A 14,912-nucleotide genomic window follows, 5' to 3' on the forward strand; every position below is an offset into this window, starting at 1 on the left:
CAGTCCTGCTGGGCGCGTTAGGCCTGCGGACCCCGCCCGCTCTGGCTGTCCGTTAAATGTCGGACCCCCGCAGGAGACTTGATTCATGGACGGCAAACAAGGGCCCGAAGTGGTTCGGGCAGGAGACGGCGACAGTCTGATCAGTCCTGCTGGGCGCGTTAGGGCCGCGGACCCCGCCCGCTCTGGCTGTCCGTTAAATGTCGGACCTCCACGGGAGACTTGATTCATGGACGGCGATCAGGGGCCCGAAGTGGTTCCGGCAGGAGACGGCGAGGCTAGGCCCCGCCGCGCCGGGCGCGGTGCGGCTCAAGTGCCGACCGCGGACCACCGCGGCGGGTCAGTCGTTGCAGCCGGCCGGCTGGCCACCCTCCCACTGGCCGCGGCCAGTGCCGCGATCATCGACCGGATCCGGGAACTGGAAAACGAGAAGTGCGCCGCGTCCGCGGAGCAGGCTCGGCTGGCTGTGGCTTTTGATCTGCTCCAGCGCCGCGCGCAGGCCGCCGCCGGGATCCCCGCCGAGCAGCTCGGCGCCGGGATCGGCGCGCAGATCGCCCTGGCCCGGCACGAATCCCCCGCCAAGGGCGGCCGGCTCCTGGGCCTCGCGAAAGCCCTCGTGGCCGAGATGCCGCACACCCTCGCCGCGCTCGAGTCCGGGCAGCTGAACGAATGGCGCGCCACCTTGCTCGTGCGCGAAACCGCGTGCCTGACCGCCGCGGACCGGGCCGCCGTCGACGAACGCCTCGCACCCGACACCGGGACCCTCGCCGGGGCCGGGGACCGGCGGCTGGTCGCCACCGCCCGGGCCGCCGCGTACCGGCTGGACCCGCGCACCGTCACCGACCGCGCCGCACACGCCGTGTCCGAGCGGCATGTCAGCCTCCGCCCGGCCCCGGACACCATGTGCTACCTCACCGCCCTGCTCCCGGTCACCGCCGGCGTCGGCCTCTACACCGCGCTGAGCCGGCACGCCGACACCCTGCGGGCCGCCGGGGACCCGAGGGGCCGCGGCCAGGCCATGGCCGACACTTTGGTCCAGCGCTGCACGGGCACGCCGGGCGGGATCACCGGGGTGGAGATCCAGGTCGTCATGACCGACCGCACACTCTTCCAGGCCGACAGTGAACCGGCTCGGATCCCCGGCTACGGCACTGTCCCCGCCGGCTGGGCCCGCGCCCTCATCAACGGCACCGAGGCCAATGACGGCAACCATCCGCCCGGACCCGGCAGCCCGCCACCACCCGGCGGCGGTGCGGGGACATCAGACGACACGGGACAGGGCACCGGAGGCAGCGCCAGCGGATCCGCCGGACCCGGCAGGCCCATCAGACCCGGTGAAGCGTCCGGTGCCGGTGCCGACGCCCCTGCCGACGCCAACGCTTTCACCGTCTTTCTCCGCCGGCTCTACACCCGCCCGCGCACCGGCGAGCTCATCGCGATGGACTCCCGGGGCCGGATCTTCCCGCACCGGCTCCGCCGCCTCATCCAAACCCGGGACGACACCTGCCGCACGCCCTACTGCGACGCCCCGATCCGGCACCTGGACCACATCATCCCCTGGCACAAAGGCGGACCCACCACCCAGACCAACGGCGCCGGCCTCTGCGAAGCCTGCAACCACACCAAAGAAACCCCCGGCTGGCGAGCCCGCCCCGTAAACCCCGCACACCCACAGCTCGCGGACTCTGGACCCGGACCAGCACCCGGTCCAGCAGCCGGGCCCGGGAGCAGCAGAACCAGGCACACCATCGAACTCACCACCCCCACCGGCCACACCTACCACTCCACCGCACCACCCCTCCCGGGGACACCGCTCCGTCCATCAGCCGCAGACCAGCCGGTATCCCGCCACCGGCGCCAACGCCAACTCCGGTACCAAGCCAAAAAGATGAAGAGCGGCAGGCTCCATGTGGTTGCCGCGGCCTAGGGACCAGTCAGCCGGCAGCCACAGGGGCACGCGGCACGGGGGGCACGCGGAACGGGCTAACGTTGGGCCGCCACGCTTCGCCGCATCCAGCAGGCACGGGTCGGCGAAGAAGGACCGAATGGCAATGCACCTTGCTGGGACGGGGAGCTGCCCGCGACGGAGGCTCCCACGGTCGGTTAGAAAACGACCGGTGCCAGCCGCTGACCGCGCTGACTAATCTGCCGCGGCGGCGGCGACAAAGAAAGCCGCCCTCCAACTCGAAAGGCGGCCTGACGCTCGGGCCTGCAGGTACCTTCGCGATCTCGCTAAGAGAAGGCTCGGACACTTCAATGTCCCGAACAACCCGACGTCATCAGATGGTTACCTGCAGGCGCTTTAAGCCTACGCCCGCCTCATCGCCATCACCAGAGGCCGCAAGCCACTGGGCCCACAACGAAGCCCATCATGAGGACCCGCAACCAGGGAGACCGGCCATAAAGGCCCCGGCCGAAACACCCCCTGCCGCGAAAGCGTAGAGTGGAGGAAGCCGCCTGATTCTGGACGCCAAGTGCTGAGGGAGAAATCGTGACGATTGACTGGGACGAAAAGAAGACCCTGCTGCAGGAGCCAAACATTGCCGCCGTGACGCAGCTGTGCGACGAACTCATGGAAAAGAAGCCTGGATCGGTGGTCCCGTACATCGACCCCATCCATGACGAGGACGAATGCCGGATCGTCAGCCTGCATATCAGCCCCGGCAAGGGCACAGAATCGGGCTTTGTTTCGCACTTCAACGACGATGAGGCCGCCCGCCGCGCCACCTCCATTTACGAGGCCGCAGAACTGGACCCCCGCTATGTGATGCCGTGGAACGCCTATCCGTGGATCCGCGATCCTGACGCTTCCTCGGCGCTGAACGTCCAGGAAAAGACGGATGGCCTGCGGCCGTTCCGCCAGTTCCTGAAGATCAACAAGCGCGTCTCGGCTGTGATTGCCCACGGCGCGGACGCCCACTCTTTCCTGACCCTCTTCGAGAAGACCTACCATTCCTCATTGAAGAACCATGGCGTCAAGATCTACAAGGCCACCGCCCTCGGCGGCCGCGCCTTCGCAGTCTCCCCGGCCAAGCAGGAAGAGCTCCTCGCCAAGAACGTTGAAGTCTACAAAGACGCCATGCAGCGGGCCGGCATCCAGCACCTTTAAGGATTCACGCAGCATCATCCGACGCCGGCAGAAGCCAAAGCCCGCGGCATAACCCGCCAACAGCCGACGCCGGTGAGCCTCACCCCGCCAGCAGCCTGCGCCGGTGCTTCAGTTCCTTGATCCAATCGCGGGTGACCATCGCCGAAAACGGCGAGGCGCCGTCGTCGGTCACGGAACGGAACGCTGTGCCCGCCTGAAGGTCCGCCAGCAGCGGCTCCGAAGCCCTCAGCGCCAGCTCCAGCACCTGGACGGCCGCACGCTCCGTCAAACCCATCCCCGCGGCCCAGCCCAGGAAGTGCTTCCGGGAAACCCCCGTCCGCTTGCCGTCCAGGGTCAGGGCCAGTGTCTTGTCCCCGTAGACAACAGTGGACGGAATGTCGTAGACGGGCGCAATGGACCACTCCCCGGCGGGGTGCTGCACCATGGAAACGTTCTTCGCGTGCAGGTCACCGTTGCCCGTCAGCCATGCGAATGCCGCCTGGAGGGCCAAATTCCGCAGCGCGGGCAGCGGCGCCGCGCAATACGCCGCCAGCGCGTGGCACACCTGCCCGTATCCCACGTTGTACTTGTCCGCAGGGTAGAGCCCCAGCACCTGTGCCCCGTCCTCGACGGCGAGCCGCTGCACCGCCCCCGGCGACCCGGCCGCCGCTTTGGGCCCCGGGGCCCTGGCGACACGTTCCCCGGAGACAGGCACCCGGTCGAAGCGCTCAACGAGCAACCCCGGCCGGCCGGCGACGTCGCGGATCAGCTGGACCCGGCTCAACGGGATCCGAAGCCGGGCCGCGTACCGGAACATTACGTATTCGTTTTCGACGACGTGCGGAAACTCGGGGGCGTTGAGTTTGAGGATGTACCGCCTGTCGGCGCTGGCCACAGGCATGGAGATCATGCCCGCGGACAGTTTGTCCTGCACGCCGGCCAGCGCCACGGGATCGATCAGCCCGGAGTCTCCCAGCAGGGCATCAAAATCCACGGGTGTGCGGGGGTCAAGCTCGACGGCGTGCTCGTCCGGGTCCAGCTTCTCGCCATGGCCAACGATTTGGACGTCACCCACGGGGTTGGCACCGGCCGCGATGAGCAGGGAGAGCTCATCGTCAACACTGGTCTTGATGGAGCGTCGCAGTGCATTCAGCCGCCGTCCCTCCGGCAGGAGCCCGGTGAAATACGGCGGGGCAGCCCCCGCCGCGGACAACACGGGCTCCGGAGTCAGCGGCAGGGAACTCGCGACGGCGGGGCCCCCGGACGCCAGGTATGCCGGCAAGTAGCTGAACCTGGTGCCGCCGTCGTGGCGTTCCAGCCGCGCCGCCAGCGCCCCGGCCTTGTAGATATCCGCGATGCGGTGCCTCATGGCCGGACTTCCGGGCCGTCCCGCAGTTCACTGTTGACCTGCGGTTCATTGTTGGCCCGCGCTTCACTGCCTGCCCGCGGGCCGGCGAGGGCCCGGGCAGCGGCGCTGGTCCGGGTCTGGACCCGGAGCTCCAGCCCCAGCGTGTCCAGGAGCGCCAGCAGGGAATCCAACTGGACCGTGCGTTTGCCCTGTTCGACGAACCGGACGAAGCGCTCTGAGACCCCGGCCAGTTCGGCTAGTTCGCGTTGGCTCAGCCGGAGGGAACCGCGCCGGGCCCGCGCCTCGGCAGCGAGTTCGTCCGGAAGTGAGTTCCCCATGGTCGCCTCCCGTTGATCAAGATAGGTCAAATTTGCCTAGGTCTATAGGTACGAACGTGCCGTTTTGCGCGTAATTCCAGTATAGAACCGGCACACGCGACTGCAAAGCGTCATTTCGGCACGTTCGTACCGGCGGGCGGTGCGGAGCCGGTGTAGCGGAGCCGATGAGGCCGGTGCCGCGCAGCCGGCCGGCGCAGCTGACTCGGGATCGCTGGCGCCCACCGTCACATATTGGGCGGTCCTGCCGCGTGGCGCGTGGCGGTGCAAAATGGCCCGTAGAATTTAAGGGACTTAAGAAAACCAGCCCGCCCAAGGAACCCGGAGAGGACTGCTCACGATGACGCGCGCTTCCTTCCGGCTTTTCCGCACCGGGCTGATCGGATCCCTCATCGTGGCCCTGGCGGCCGGCGGACACCTGGCCGGCGGCGGACGGCTGCCCGAACCGGCGATCGTGATGGCCCTGTGCGCCGTGGCGATGATCCCGGTGGCGGTCCTGACCCGCTTCCGCCTGAACTTCCCAGTCCTGACCGGCCTCCTCGGCGCGGGTCAACTGTGGCTGCACTGGTCATTCGGCGCACTGTCCGCCGCCGCGCCCCTGAAGATTCCTGAGCCGGGGGTATACAACCATCCCGGCCATGCGGCGGCTGTGATTCCTCCGGAGATGCTCCACCCCTCCATGGCCGTTTCCGCGACCGTCATGGATGGGGCCATGTTCGCCGCCCACGTGGCGGCGACCCTCGGCACGGCCCTGCTGCTGGCCCGCGGCGAGCGGGCCCTGTCCGTGCTGGGCTCCTGGCTTCGCCCGCTCGTGCGGCTGACGGAACCTGTCGCCCTGGTGCCGCTGCGCGTCCCAGGCCCCTGCACCGTCAACCTGGCCCCGCTCAGGGTCCGGGTGGGCCACCTCCTGCCGACCCGGCGTGGCCCGCCGCAGCCGGCGCCCGCCGCCTGACACCATCCCCTTTCACGCACGGACGGGGACGGCAGGCGGCCACCCGTCACCGCCGGACGAACACCGCACCGGCCGGCCCCCACCGTTTCTTCCTTAGTGAAAGGCACCCTTTGCCATGAAATCCTCCCTCCGCCGTACCCTCAAGACCGCCGCGGCCGCCACGATGACCGCCGCGCTGCTCGCCGCCGGCGCAGCGGCCGCGTCCGCCCACGTCCACGTCGACTCCGATGACCCAGCCGCGGGCGGCTACAGCCACCTGACGTTCAATGTCCCCAACGAGTCCGCCACCGCCAAGACCAGCAAGCTCGAAGTCACGCTGCCCACCGACACCCCGTTCACCTCGGTGGCGGTGAAGCCCGTCGAGGGCTGGAAGGCCGTGGTCACCACCAGCGACCTGCCGAAACCGCTCACCATCGCCGGCGCCACCGTCACGAAGGCCCCCAGCTCCGTAGTCTGGACCGCCGACGCCGCCCACCAGATCGACCCGAACGAATACCAGGCGTTCTCCATCTCCGTGGGGGTCCTGCCGGACGCCGGCACCACCGTGACCCTGCCGACCGCCCAGACCTACACCGACGGGACCATCGTGAAGTGGGACGAGAAGGCGGCCGAAGGCCAGGCCGAACCCGAACACCCGGCCCCCTCGTTCGTGACCACGGCCAAAGACGCCGAACCCGCGGCCCACGCCGCATCCACGGAAACAACAACGGCGGCGTCGGCCGCCCCGGCCGCGGCAGCAAGCACCTCAAGTGATGCCGGCTCGGTGGCCGGCTGGATCGGGATGGCAGCAGGACTGATCGGGCTCGCCGTGGGCCTGACGGCACTGGCCCGCACCCGCCCGTCCCAGGCCAAGCAAACAGAGGCCAAGCAAACGGCCAAATAGCCGACAAGTAACACGGTCAGATAGCCTGCCGCCTGACCTCCGGCGGCAGGCGCGACGGCGGCTCCGGACACCCGGGGCCGCCGTCACAATTGACACCCCGGTGTGATCCCTGCCATATTTTAAGGGTGAACCTGTCAGACAGCCGGACAGCAGGACAGCCCTTGGCCCGCCTCAGCGCCGCCGAAGCCGTCTTCAACGTCCTCCGCTCCGAAATCGAATCCGGCAAGCTCGGTGTCGGCGCCAAGTTGAGCTCCGAGGCCAGCCTTGCCCAGCAGTACGGCGTAAGCCGCTCTGTGGTTCGCGAGGCCTTGCGGTCCTGCACCGCCCTGGGCCTGACGGTCACCAGGACCGGGCGGGGCACGTTCGTCGTCGCCAACCACGTGGCCAAGGACCTGGTTCTGGGCCAATACTCCGCACGCGACCTTACGGAGGCCCGTCCCCATATCGAGGTTCCTGCCGCCGGACTGGCTGCCGAACGCCGTTCGCCCGAGGAACTGGACACAATGCGGGACATCGTTGCGGCCATGAGCGGCGAGGACGACCCCGAAGTCTGGGTGGGCCTGGACTCCAGCTTCCACGCGATGATCGCGCGGGCCAGCCGAAACAAAGTGTTCGAAAACGTCGTCGCGGACATCCGGGACGCCCTCGCCCACCAGTCCGAGACCCTGAACATGGTGGCGGACCGCAAGCACGCTTCCGACGAGGAGCACCGGCGCATCCTGGCCGCGATCGACGCCGGTGACCCGGCGACGGCGCGCATCGCCATGAGCCAGCACCTCCACGCCGTTGGCGTCGCCCTCGACTCGATCCTCAACGCCTGACGGCAGGCGCCTGACCCTTGTCAGGAACAGCAGAGTCGGGAACCACAGCCAGCAACAGAGTGGCCAACACAACTGCACCTGCCGCCACATTCACACCGACCGCTACCGCCAAAAGGACGCAATGATTTCTCCCGCTCTCGCGCACACCCCGACCCCGCTGGACCCGGAGCGGCTGCCGCAGCACACCCCACTCGCGGTCCAGACCCGGGACGGCATCGTCGAAAGCGTCCACTACGGCTCGGTCATCGCTACCGCAGCGGACGGCCGAACCCTCCTGGCGGCCGGCGATCCCCTCGCCCCCTTCTACCCGCGGTCCGCCCTGAAGCCCCTGCAGGCCGTCGCTATGGTTCGCGCCGGCCTGGATCTCCCGGACGATCTCCTCGCCCTCGCGGCCGCCAGCCATTCCGGTGCCGCCGCCCACCGTGACGGTGCGCGGCGCATCCTGGACCTGCATGGCCTGACACCGGGCGACCTCAATAACAGCACGGACCTCCCCTACGGGGCCCGCGAGCGCGAGGACTGGCTCGGCGACGGCGGCCAGGCCACCCAGCTGGCACAGAACTGTTCCGGAAAGCATGCCGCGATGGCTGCCACCTGCGTCATCAACGGCTGGCCGGTCCAGGGATACCTTGACCCCGCGCACCCGCTGCAGCAACTCGTGGCCCGGACCGTGGTGGATCTGACCGGCGAGGACCCGCAGGCCACCACCACTGACGGCTGCGGGACCCCGCTGTTTGCACTCACGTTGCGCGGCATGGCCCGGGCCTTCGGCCGCCTGGCCGCGGCTGCCGGATCCGGCAGCGCGGAAGCCGCCGTCGCACACGCCATGCGCCGCCACCCCGAGATGGTTGCGGGCGAGGACCGGGATGTCACCGCGCTAATGCGCCTCGTTCCCGGCCTGTTGGCCAAAGACGGCTTCGAGGGCGTCCAGCTGGTGGGCCTCCCCGACGGCCGCGCCGTCGCGGTGAAGGTCTCCGATGGCGGAGACCGCGCCCGGATGCCCGTCACCGTGCGGGTCCTGGCCGCGCTCGACGTCGACACCTCACCCCTGGCGCGCCTCGCCGCCACCCCTGTGCTGGGCGGCGGCCGGCCCGTCGGGCTGCTGCAGGCCACCGATTTCCTCGCTGCCCCCAAGACCTCCGACGCCCCCGAAGCCCCGTAAGGACCGCCATGACCTCGCCCGACGCACGCGCAGAATTCCGCTCCGAACACGACCTCCTGGGCGACCGGGATGTTCCCGCCGACGCCTACTGGGGCGTCCACACCCTCCGGGCGGTGGAGAATTTCCCCATCACTGGCCAGCCGCTCTCCTCCAACATGTACCTGGTCCGCGGGCTGGCCGCCGTGAAACTGGCCGCGGCACGCACCAACCACGAGCTCGGGCTGCTCGACGCCGGGCGTGCCGCGGCCATCGGGCAAGCCTGCGCCGACGTCATGAGCGGCAAGCTCAGTGAGCAGTTCGTGGTGGACGTCATCCAGGGCGGTGCCGGGACGTCGTCGAACATGAACGCCAATGAGGTCATCGCCAACAGGGCCCTGGAAATCCTCGGGCACCCGAAGGGCGACTACGCCCGGCTGCACCCCAACGACCACGTCAACCTCAGCCAGTCCACCAACGACGTCTACCCCACCGCGGTCAAGCTCGGCACGATCTTCGCGGTCCGGGAACTGTTGGAAGCCCTCGCCGAACTCGAGGACGCGTTCGCCGCCAAAGCCCTAGAGTTCCGCACGGTGGTCAAGATGGGCCGCACCCAGCTCCAGGACGCCGTCCCCATGACCCTCGGCCAGGAATTCGGCACCTATGCCGTCACGATCGGCGAGGACCGGCTCCGCCTGGCCGAAGCCGACCTGCTCATCCACGAAATCAACCTCGGCGCCACGGCGATCGGCACCGGCCTGAACGCACCGGCCGGGTACGCCGAGGCCGCCTGCCGGCACCTCGCCGAGATCACCGGCCTGCCGCTGGTCACCGCAGTGGACCTGATCGAGGCCACCCAGGACGTCGGCGCCTTCGTGCACCTCTCCGGGGTGCTCAAGCGCGTCGCCGTGAAACTCTCCAAGATCTGCAATGACCTCCGGCTGCTCTCCTCCGGCCCGCGCGCCGGATTCGGCGAGATCAACCTCCCCGCGGTGCAGTCCGGGTCCTCGATCATGCCCGGCAAGATCAACCCGGTCATCCCGGAAGTGGTCAGCCAGGTGGCCTACGAGGTGATCGGCAACGACGTGACCATCACCATGGCCGCAGAAGCCGGCCAGCTCCAGCTCAACGCCTTCGAACCGATCATCGTCCACAGCCTCCACAAGAGCATCTCCCACCTGGAAGCCGCCTGCCGCACCCTCACGGCCCGCTGCGTCCGGGGCATCACCGCGAACACCGAACACCTGCGCCTCACCGTGGAACAGTCGATCGGCCTCGTCACCGCCCTCAACCCGCAACTGGGCTACGCCACGGCCACGGCCATCGCTCAGGAAGCCCTCGCCACCGGCAAGGGGGTTGCGGAACTCGTGCTCGAACACGGGCTGCTCACCGCCGAGCAGCTCACCGAACTCCTCAGCCCGCAGCGCCTGGCCAACCTGAGCAAGTAGCGCACCCTCGAACCCCGAAGGACCCCCATGACGCATCCCGAAACTGCCCGCGCCTCAAAACAACCAACCCAAGAACTGCCAGCCCAGGAACAGGCCCTCTCCCACCACACGATTCCGGCGCATGCCCATGCGTCCGGGGCCACGCTCCACGCCGAGGACCAGGGGTACCACAAGGGCCTGAAACCCCGGCAGGTCCAGATGATCGCGATCGGCGGCGCCATCGGCACCGGCCTGTTCATGGGCGCCGGCGGCCGTCTCGCCACCGCCGGACCGGCCCTGATCATCAGCTATGCCGTCTGCGGGTTCTTCGCCTTCATGATCCTGCGCGCGCTCGGCGAACTCGTGATGCACCGGCCCTCGTCCGGCTCCTTCGTCTCCTACGCACGTGAATTCTTCGGCGAGAAAGCCGCGTTTGTCACCGGCTGGCTCTACTGGCTGAACTGGGCCATGACGGCGATCGTGGACATCACCGCCGTCGCGCTGTACATGAACTTCTTCAAGAAGTACTGGGCGCCCATCGCGGACGTGCCGCAGTGGACCTGGGCCTTGGCGGCACTGATCCTGGTCCTGGGCCTGAACCTCATCAGCGTCAAGGTGTTCGGCGAGCTTGAATTCTGGTTCGCGCTCATCAAAGTGGTGGCGCTCGTGTCCTTCCTGCTCGTGGGCATCTACTTCGTCATCTTCGGCACGCCCGTGGCTGGCCAGGAGGTCGGCTTCAGCCTGATCGCGGACAACGGCGGCATGTTCCCCAACGGCCTGCTGCCGGCGATCGTGGTGATGCAGGGCGTCGTGTTCGCCTACGCCTCGATCGAACTGATCGGCACCGCCGCAGGGGAGACCGAAAACCCGGAAAAGATCATGCCGCGCGCCATCAACACGGTGATCGTGCGCATCGCGGTGTTCTACGTCGGCTCGCTCGTGCTGCTCTCCCTGCTCCTGCCCTACAGCTCGTACAAGGCCGGCGAAAGCCCTTTCGTGACGTTCTTCGGCTCTATCGGGGTGGACGGTGTGGACGCCATCATGAACCTCGTGGTCCTTACCGCGGCGCTGTCCTCGCTCAACGCTGGCCTGTACTCCACCGGCCGGATCATGCGGTCGATGTCCGTTTCGGGTTCTGCGCCGAAGTTCGCCGGCCGGATGAACAAGTCCGGCGTCCCCTACGGCGGCATTGCCCTCACTGCCGGCGTGGCCGGCCTGGGCGTGATCCTGAACGCCGTAGTCCCTGCAGAGGCCTTCGAGATCGTCCTGAACGTCGCATCGCTGGGCATCATCAGCACCTGGGCCATGATCGTGCTGTGCCAGATGCAGCTTGCCCGGCTCGCAGCCCGCGGGGAGCTGATCCGGCCCGCGTTCCGCATGCCCGGCGCCCCTGTCACGGGCTGGATCACCCTGGCCTTCCTTCTGGCGGTGCTAGTCCTCATGGCATTCGACTCGCCCGTGGGAACGTGGACCATCGCCTCCCTCGTGGTCATCGTCCCGCTCCTGATGCTCGGCTGGCGCCTCTGCCGGCACCGGATCCTGGAAATCGCCGCGGTCCGCGACGGGTTCACCGGTCCGTTTCCGCTCGTCGCCAACCGCCCGGTACGCGGCACTGACGGCAGCGCCGGCGGGGATTCGGAGTGACACCCCGGAAGTCCGCGTCCGCGTAACGCAACGTCCCCGCAACCTCTCGCACACCCGGTTCGCATATGCTCAGCGGAAGACTCAACATGGCTCAGCGACGAACCACCCGGGAGATAGCTCATGACCAATTGGCGGATTAGGGATTTCCATTCGGCCGATCTTGACGGCATCCTGCACCTCTGGGAATCCCTCAAAGAATCAAACGTGGAGCCCGTCTACGCGCTCTCGGAGGTCCTGGCCTCCTGCGAAAAGGACCACGCCGTCGTCGCGGTGCAGGGCGATCAGGTGGTGGGCGCCGCTGTCGGACGTGCCGCCCACGACCAGGGCTGGATCGTCTTCCTGGCCACATTGCCCGATTACCGGGGACGCGGTATCGGCACTTCGTTGCTGGCCGCGGTCGAGAACCGGATGGCCCCGCACGGGCTCAACAAGCTCTCGGCCCTGATGCCCGAATCCGAGACCCGGGTGGAGGCGTTCCTGGGCCGCGGCTTCGCGCTGAAGAAGAACCTGCGCTATTTCGAGCGGAAAATCCCGGTCCAGCGCCAGGAGCTGGAACCGCTCAGCCTGCTGGGCGGCCGGATCCTGGCCCGTGACCTGTGGGAGAACGTGGCCGGCATGCGCAACGAAAAGGAACTCCTGGAACGCCGGCTGGTCCTTCCCCTCGCCGAGGCCGACCTCGCCGACGAATACGGCGTGGTGCCACCGCGTGCAGTGGTCCTCTTCGGCCCTCCCGGCACTGGCAAGACGACCTTCGCGAAGGCCATTGCCTCCCGGCTGGAGTGGCCATTCGTGGAGGTTTTCCCCTCGCGGCTGGCCTCCGACCCCAAGGGCCTGGCCGGGGCGCTGCGCGAGACCTTCCTGGAGATCGCCGAACTCGAGCACGCCGTCGTGTTCATCGATGAGGTGGAGGAGATCGCCTCCCAGCGTTCCGGCGAACCGCCGTCGCCCCTGCAGGGCGTCACCAACGAGCTCCTCAAGATCATCCCGGCGTTCCGCGAACAGCCCGGCCGCCTTCTGGTCTGCGCCACCAACTTCATCCGCGCCCTGGACTCCGCATTCCTGCGGCACGGCCGGTTCGACTACGTCATCCCGATCGGCCTCCCGGACCGCCAGGCCCGCGAGGCCATGTGGCAGCGCTTCATCCCCGTTGCCGTGGTGGACGACGTCGACGTGGAGCTCCTGGTGGAACGCACCGAGGGATTCTCCCCCGCAGACATTGAGTACGCGGCCCGCAGCGCCTCCCAGCGGGCGCTGGAAAAGGCGGTGTACGACGACGGCGGCTTGGCGTCCGGCGGCAGCGCCTCAGTCCGCGAGGCGGTCCGGAAGGGCCCTGCCACCCAGGACTACGTCGACGCGATCGCCGACACCCGGACCACGGTCAGCGCCGAAGTGCACCAACAGTTCCTCGAGGACATCGACGACTTGGGGCGCGTCTAGGCGAAGCAACGCGGGGTCAGCTACGGCCCATGTCGGGGCTCTGGATGGGCGCCAAGTGACCCCGCGTTGCAGTCAATGCCGAGTGAAGGGGGAAGGGTGATCCTGTTTCTCACGATTGTGAGCGGCCTGGCCTGGACCGCGGTCTACGTCGATGCCATCCGGATCGGCTTCAGGGACAGGACCTACGCGATCCCGGCCGCCGCACTCGGGCTCAACTTCGCCTGGGAGGCCATCTACGCCGCCCGCTCCATCGCGACCGGCATTGACGCGCAGGGGGTCTTCAACATTGCATGGGGACTCGCCGACGTCGTGATTGTGTATACCTTCCTGAAGTTTGGCCGTTCCGAGCTGCCGGGCTGGGTGACGCGGCGGCTGTTCATCGGCTGGGCGGTCCTGCTGGGCGTCATGTCCTTCGCCGTGCAGCTGCTGTTCGTCGCCGAGTTCGGCTGGGAGGACGCGTCGCGCTATGCGGCGTTCCTGCAGAACCTGCTGATGTCCGGGCTGTTCATCGCCATGTTCGCCGCCCGCGGCGGGCCCCGGGGCCAGACCCTGCTGATTGCCGTGGCCAAGTGGATCGGCACCCTTGCGCCCACCATTGTGTTCGGCTGGTACGGCAACTCGCCGCTGATCCTGGGCGTGGGGATTCTCTGCAGCATCTTCGATCTGGTGTACATCGGGCTGCTATGGCGCTCCCGGCGGATGAGCCTTATAGGGTGACGACGATCTTGCCCTTGGCGTGGCCCTGTTCGAGCGCAGCGAAGGCCTCCGCAATTTCCGCGAACCGGTAGGTGCTGTCGATGACTGGCTGCACGTGGCCGCCGTCGACGAGCGCCGCCAGGGTGCGCAAGTCATCCCCGCTGGGGTGCGTGAACAGGTAGCGGTAGCTGGCTTTCGCCTTGCGGGCGCGGCGGCGGAGGCCCATGCTCATCAGCCAGAACGCGGCGGTGATCGGCGGCGGCGCGCTCAGGTCTTTCGTCGCGGTGAGGGGCTCCGGAACGCCCGCAATGGATACCACCAGGCCGCCGGACTTCAGAATACGGAAGGAGTCCCCGGGCGGGGCTGGGGAGCCGGAACATCCCGGAGCTCCATCGCGTCCGGGCCGCCGTAGCGCGAAAGGACGTAGGCACGCATGCTTAGTCCCTAGTCCCGGGCGGACTCGGTTTCGCCGCCAACCTCGTCCGGCGTGGCTGCTGCCGCCGTGGCTCCCGCCGTCACGTCGACCGGGTCTCCTGCCGGGTCGTCGGCAGGGTCGTCGTAGGAGAGGTTCTCGTAGTCGGTGTCGTCCGCCTCGTCGAGCATGTCGTCGAGTTCCCTCAGCAGCCACGGATTGACCCGGGCCAGGATTTTCCGGGTATCCTCGACGGGGACGGCCGCGTAGAGCACGGGGCGGGCGTCGTCGTAGCGGGTGACCGGGGGCTTGTCCGGCCACTTTTCGGCCAGCGCCTTGACCCGCTCGGGCAACGAATTGTGGGCGTTGTCGGCAATTTTCACGAGCGTGGCGTCGTGGTCCTCGGCGATGTACCGGATGCCGGCCTGGTAGTCGTCCGGGTTCTCATGCAGGCGCTTCGTGACCCGTTCGATGATGTCCACGGCATGCTCGGAGACGCCCATGTCCAACAGCGCCTGCCGCGTCATCGGGGTGTCCTCCGCGATGTCGTGGAGGTACCCGGCGATCCGGATGTCGTCGTCGAAGTCTGCCAGAGCATCCCCGACGGCGAGCACATGCTCCCGGTAGGGCCGCTTGAGCTTGTCCTTCTGCCGGTTGTGGGCCACCTCAGCCAGGACCTTGGCTGTCTCGACAGTGAAGCGGGGCTGGGGGCGTGCGGGCTCGGTCATGAATCC

13 protein-coding genes and 1 pseudogene are annotated in these 14,912 nt (G+C 68.2%); 10 read left to right on the forward strand and 4 right to left on the reverse strand.

Annotated elements, in window-relative coordinates:
* The first annotated feature begins 226 nt into the window (after window positions 1–226).
* Window positions 227–1,924 (forward strand): HNH endonuclease, encoded by a 1,698-nt coding sequence (locus AC1DEM_RS02480; RefSeq protein WP_476882956.1) that lies wholly within the window; start codon window positions 227–229, stop codon window positions 1,922–1,924.
* A gap of 564 nt (window positions 1,925–2,488) precedes the next feature.
* Window positions 2,489–3,106, forward strand: a complete 618-nt coding sequence (locus tag AC1DEM_RS02485; RefSeq protein ID WP_091564911.1) for a uracil-DNA glycosylase family protein — start codon at window positions 2,489–2,491, stop codon at window positions 3,104–3,106.
* Window positions 3,107–3,185: 79 nt separating this feature from the next.
* On the opposite strand, the gene AC1DEM_RS02490 is transcribed toward AC1DEM_RS02485, so the two are convergent.
* A complete protein-coding gene (locus tag AC1DEM_RS02490; protein ID WP_476882957.1) occupies window positions 3,186–4,454 on the reverse strand; it encodes a type II toxin-antitoxin system HipA family toxin in 1,269 nt (422 codons plus the stop codon).
* On the reverse strand, window positions 4,451–4,771 hold the full coding sequence (locus tag AC1DEM_RS02495; RefSeq protein WP_476882958.1) for a type II toxin-antitoxin system Y4mF family antitoxin: 321 nt from the start codon (window positions 4,769–4,771) through the stop codon (window positions 4,451–4,453). The genes AC1DEM_RS02490 and AC1DEM_RS02495 overlap by 4 nt, the downstream gene beginning before the upstream one ends.
* Window positions 4,772–5,108: 337 nt before the next feature.
* Here AC1DEM_RS02495 and AC1DEM_RS02500 point away from each other — a divergent pair, with 337 nt between their 5' ends.
* The 8 genes from AC1DEM_RS02500 (at window position 5,109) to AC1DEM_RS02535 (ending at window position 13,787) form a co-directional block, all read left to right on the forward strand.
* Window positions 5,109–5,720 (forward strand): hypothetical protein, encoded by a 612-nt coding sequence (locus tag AC1DEM_RS02500; RefSeq protein WP_476882959.1) that lies wholly within the window; start codon window positions 5,109–5,111, stop codon window positions 5,718–5,720.
* Between the two features lie 115 nt (window positions 5,721–5,835).
* On the forward strand, window positions 5,836–6,603 hold the full coding sequence (locus AC1DEM_RS02505) for a YcnI family copper-binding membrane protein (protein WP_476882960.1): 768 nt from the start codon (window positions 5,836–5,838) through the stop codon (window positions 6,601–6,603).
* Window positions 6,604–6,728: 125 nt separating this feature from the next.
* On the forward strand, window positions 6,729–7,424 hold the full coding sequence (locus tag AC1DEM_RS02510; protein ID WP_476882961.1) for a FadR/GntR family transcriptional regulator: 696 nt from the start codon (window positions 6,729–6,731) through the stop codon (window positions 7,422–7,424).
* A 121-nt stretch (window positions 7,425–7,545) separates the two neighbouring features.
* A complete protein-coding gene (locus tag AC1DEM_RS02515) occupies window positions 7,546–8,586 on the forward strand; it encodes an asparaginase (RefSeq protein WP_476882962.1) in 1,041 nt (346 codons plus the stop codon).
* 8 nt (window positions 8,587–8,594) lie between these two features.
* Window positions 8,595–10,010: an aspartate ammonia-lyase gene (locus tag AC1DEM_RS02520; protein ID WP_476882963.1), complete on the forward strand. Its 1,416-nt coding sequence runs from the start codon at window positions 8,595–8,597 to the stop codon at window positions 10,008–10,010.
* 27 nt (window positions 10,011–10,037) lie between these two features.
* Window positions 10,038–11,633, forward strand: a complete 1,596-nt coding sequence (locus AC1DEM_RS02525; protein WP_476882964.1) for an amino acid permease — start codon at window positions 10,038–10,040, stop codon at window positions 11,631–11,633.
* 120 nt (window positions 11,634–11,753) lie between these two features.
* Entirely contained in the window at window positions 11,754–13,070 is a 1,317-nt protein-coding gene (locus AC1DEM_RS02530) for an ATP-binding protein (RefSeq protein WP_476882965.1), read from the forward strand.
* Between the two features lie 96 nt (window positions 13,071–13,166).
* Window positions 13,167–13,787 carry a transmembrane-type terpene cyclase gene (locus AC1DEM_RS02535; protein WP_476882966.1) on the forward strand — a complete coding sequence of 207 codons (621 nt, stop codon included), beginning with the start codon at window positions 13,167–13,169 and terminating at the stop codon, window positions 13,785–13,787.
* Here the strand turns inward: AC1DEM_RS02535 and AC1DEM_RS02540 are convergent.
* Together AC1DEM_RS02540 and AC1DEM_RS02545 are read right to left on the reverse strand one after the other, a co-directional pair.
* Window positions 13,777–14,109, reverse strand: a pseudogene (locus tag AC1DEM_RS02540) (zinc-binding dehydrogenase); the annotation flags it as partial. The gene AC1DEM_RS02535 and the pseudogene AC1DEM_RS02540 sit on opposite strands and share 11 nt — an antisense overlap.
* A gap of 101 nt (window positions 14,110–14,210) precedes the next feature.
* On the reverse strand, window positions 14,211–14,906 hold the full coding sequence (locus AC1DEM_RS02545; RefSeq protein WP_476882967.1) for an HD domain-containing protein: 696 nt from the start codon (window positions 14,904–14,906) through the stop codon (window positions 14,211–14,213).
* Window positions 14,907–14,912 lie beyond the last annotated feature (6 nt).

The sequence above is a fragment of the Arthrobacter sp. 05T420 genome (genome assembly GCF_056396305.1).

Excerpts from the sequence above, each read along its gene's own strand:
- AC1DEM_RS02495 (WP_476882958.1), bottom strand. The coding sequence starts at position 4,771 with ATGGGGAACTCACTTCCGGACGAACTCGCTGCCGAGGCGCGGGCCCGG.
- AC1DEM_RS02515 (WP_476882962.1), top strand. The coding sequence starts at position 7,546 with ATGATTTCTCCCGCTCTCGCGCACACCCCGACCCCGCTGGACCCGGAG.
- AC1DEM_RS02545 (WP_476882967.1), bottom strand. The coding sequence starts at position 14,906 with ATGACCGAGCCCGCACGCCCCCAGCCCCGCTTCACTGTCGAGACAGCC.
- AC1DEM_RS02525 (WP_476882964.1), top strand. The coding sequence starts at position 10,038 with ATGACGCATCCCGAAACTGCCCGCGCCTCAAAACAACCAACCCAAGAA.
- AC1DEM_RS02500 (WP_476882959.1), top strand. The coding sequence starts at position 5,109 with ATGACGCGCGCTTCCTTCCGGCTTTTCCGCACCGGGCTGATCGGATCC.
- AC1DEM_RS02520 (WP_476882963.1), top strand. The coding sequence starts at position 8,595 with ATGACCTCGCCCGACGCACGCGCAGAATTCCGCTCCGAACACGACCTC.
- AC1DEM_RS02490 (WP_476882957.1), bottom strand. The coding sequence starts at position 4,454 with ATGAGGCACCGCATCGCGGATATCTACAAGGCCGGGGCGCTGGCGGCG.
- AC1DEM_RS02505 (WP_476882960.1), top strand. The coding sequence starts at position 5,836 with ATGAAATCCTCCCTCCGCCGTACCCTCAAGACCGCCGCGGCCGCCACG.
- AC1DEM_RS02530 (WP_476882965.1), top strand. The coding sequence starts at position 11,754 with ATGACCAATTGGCGGATTAGGGATTTCCATTCGGCCGATCTTGACGGC.
- AC1DEM_RS02480 (WP_476882956.1), top strand. The coding sequence starts at position 227 with ATGGACGGCGATCAGGGGCCCGAAGTGGTTCCGGCAGGAGACGGCGAG.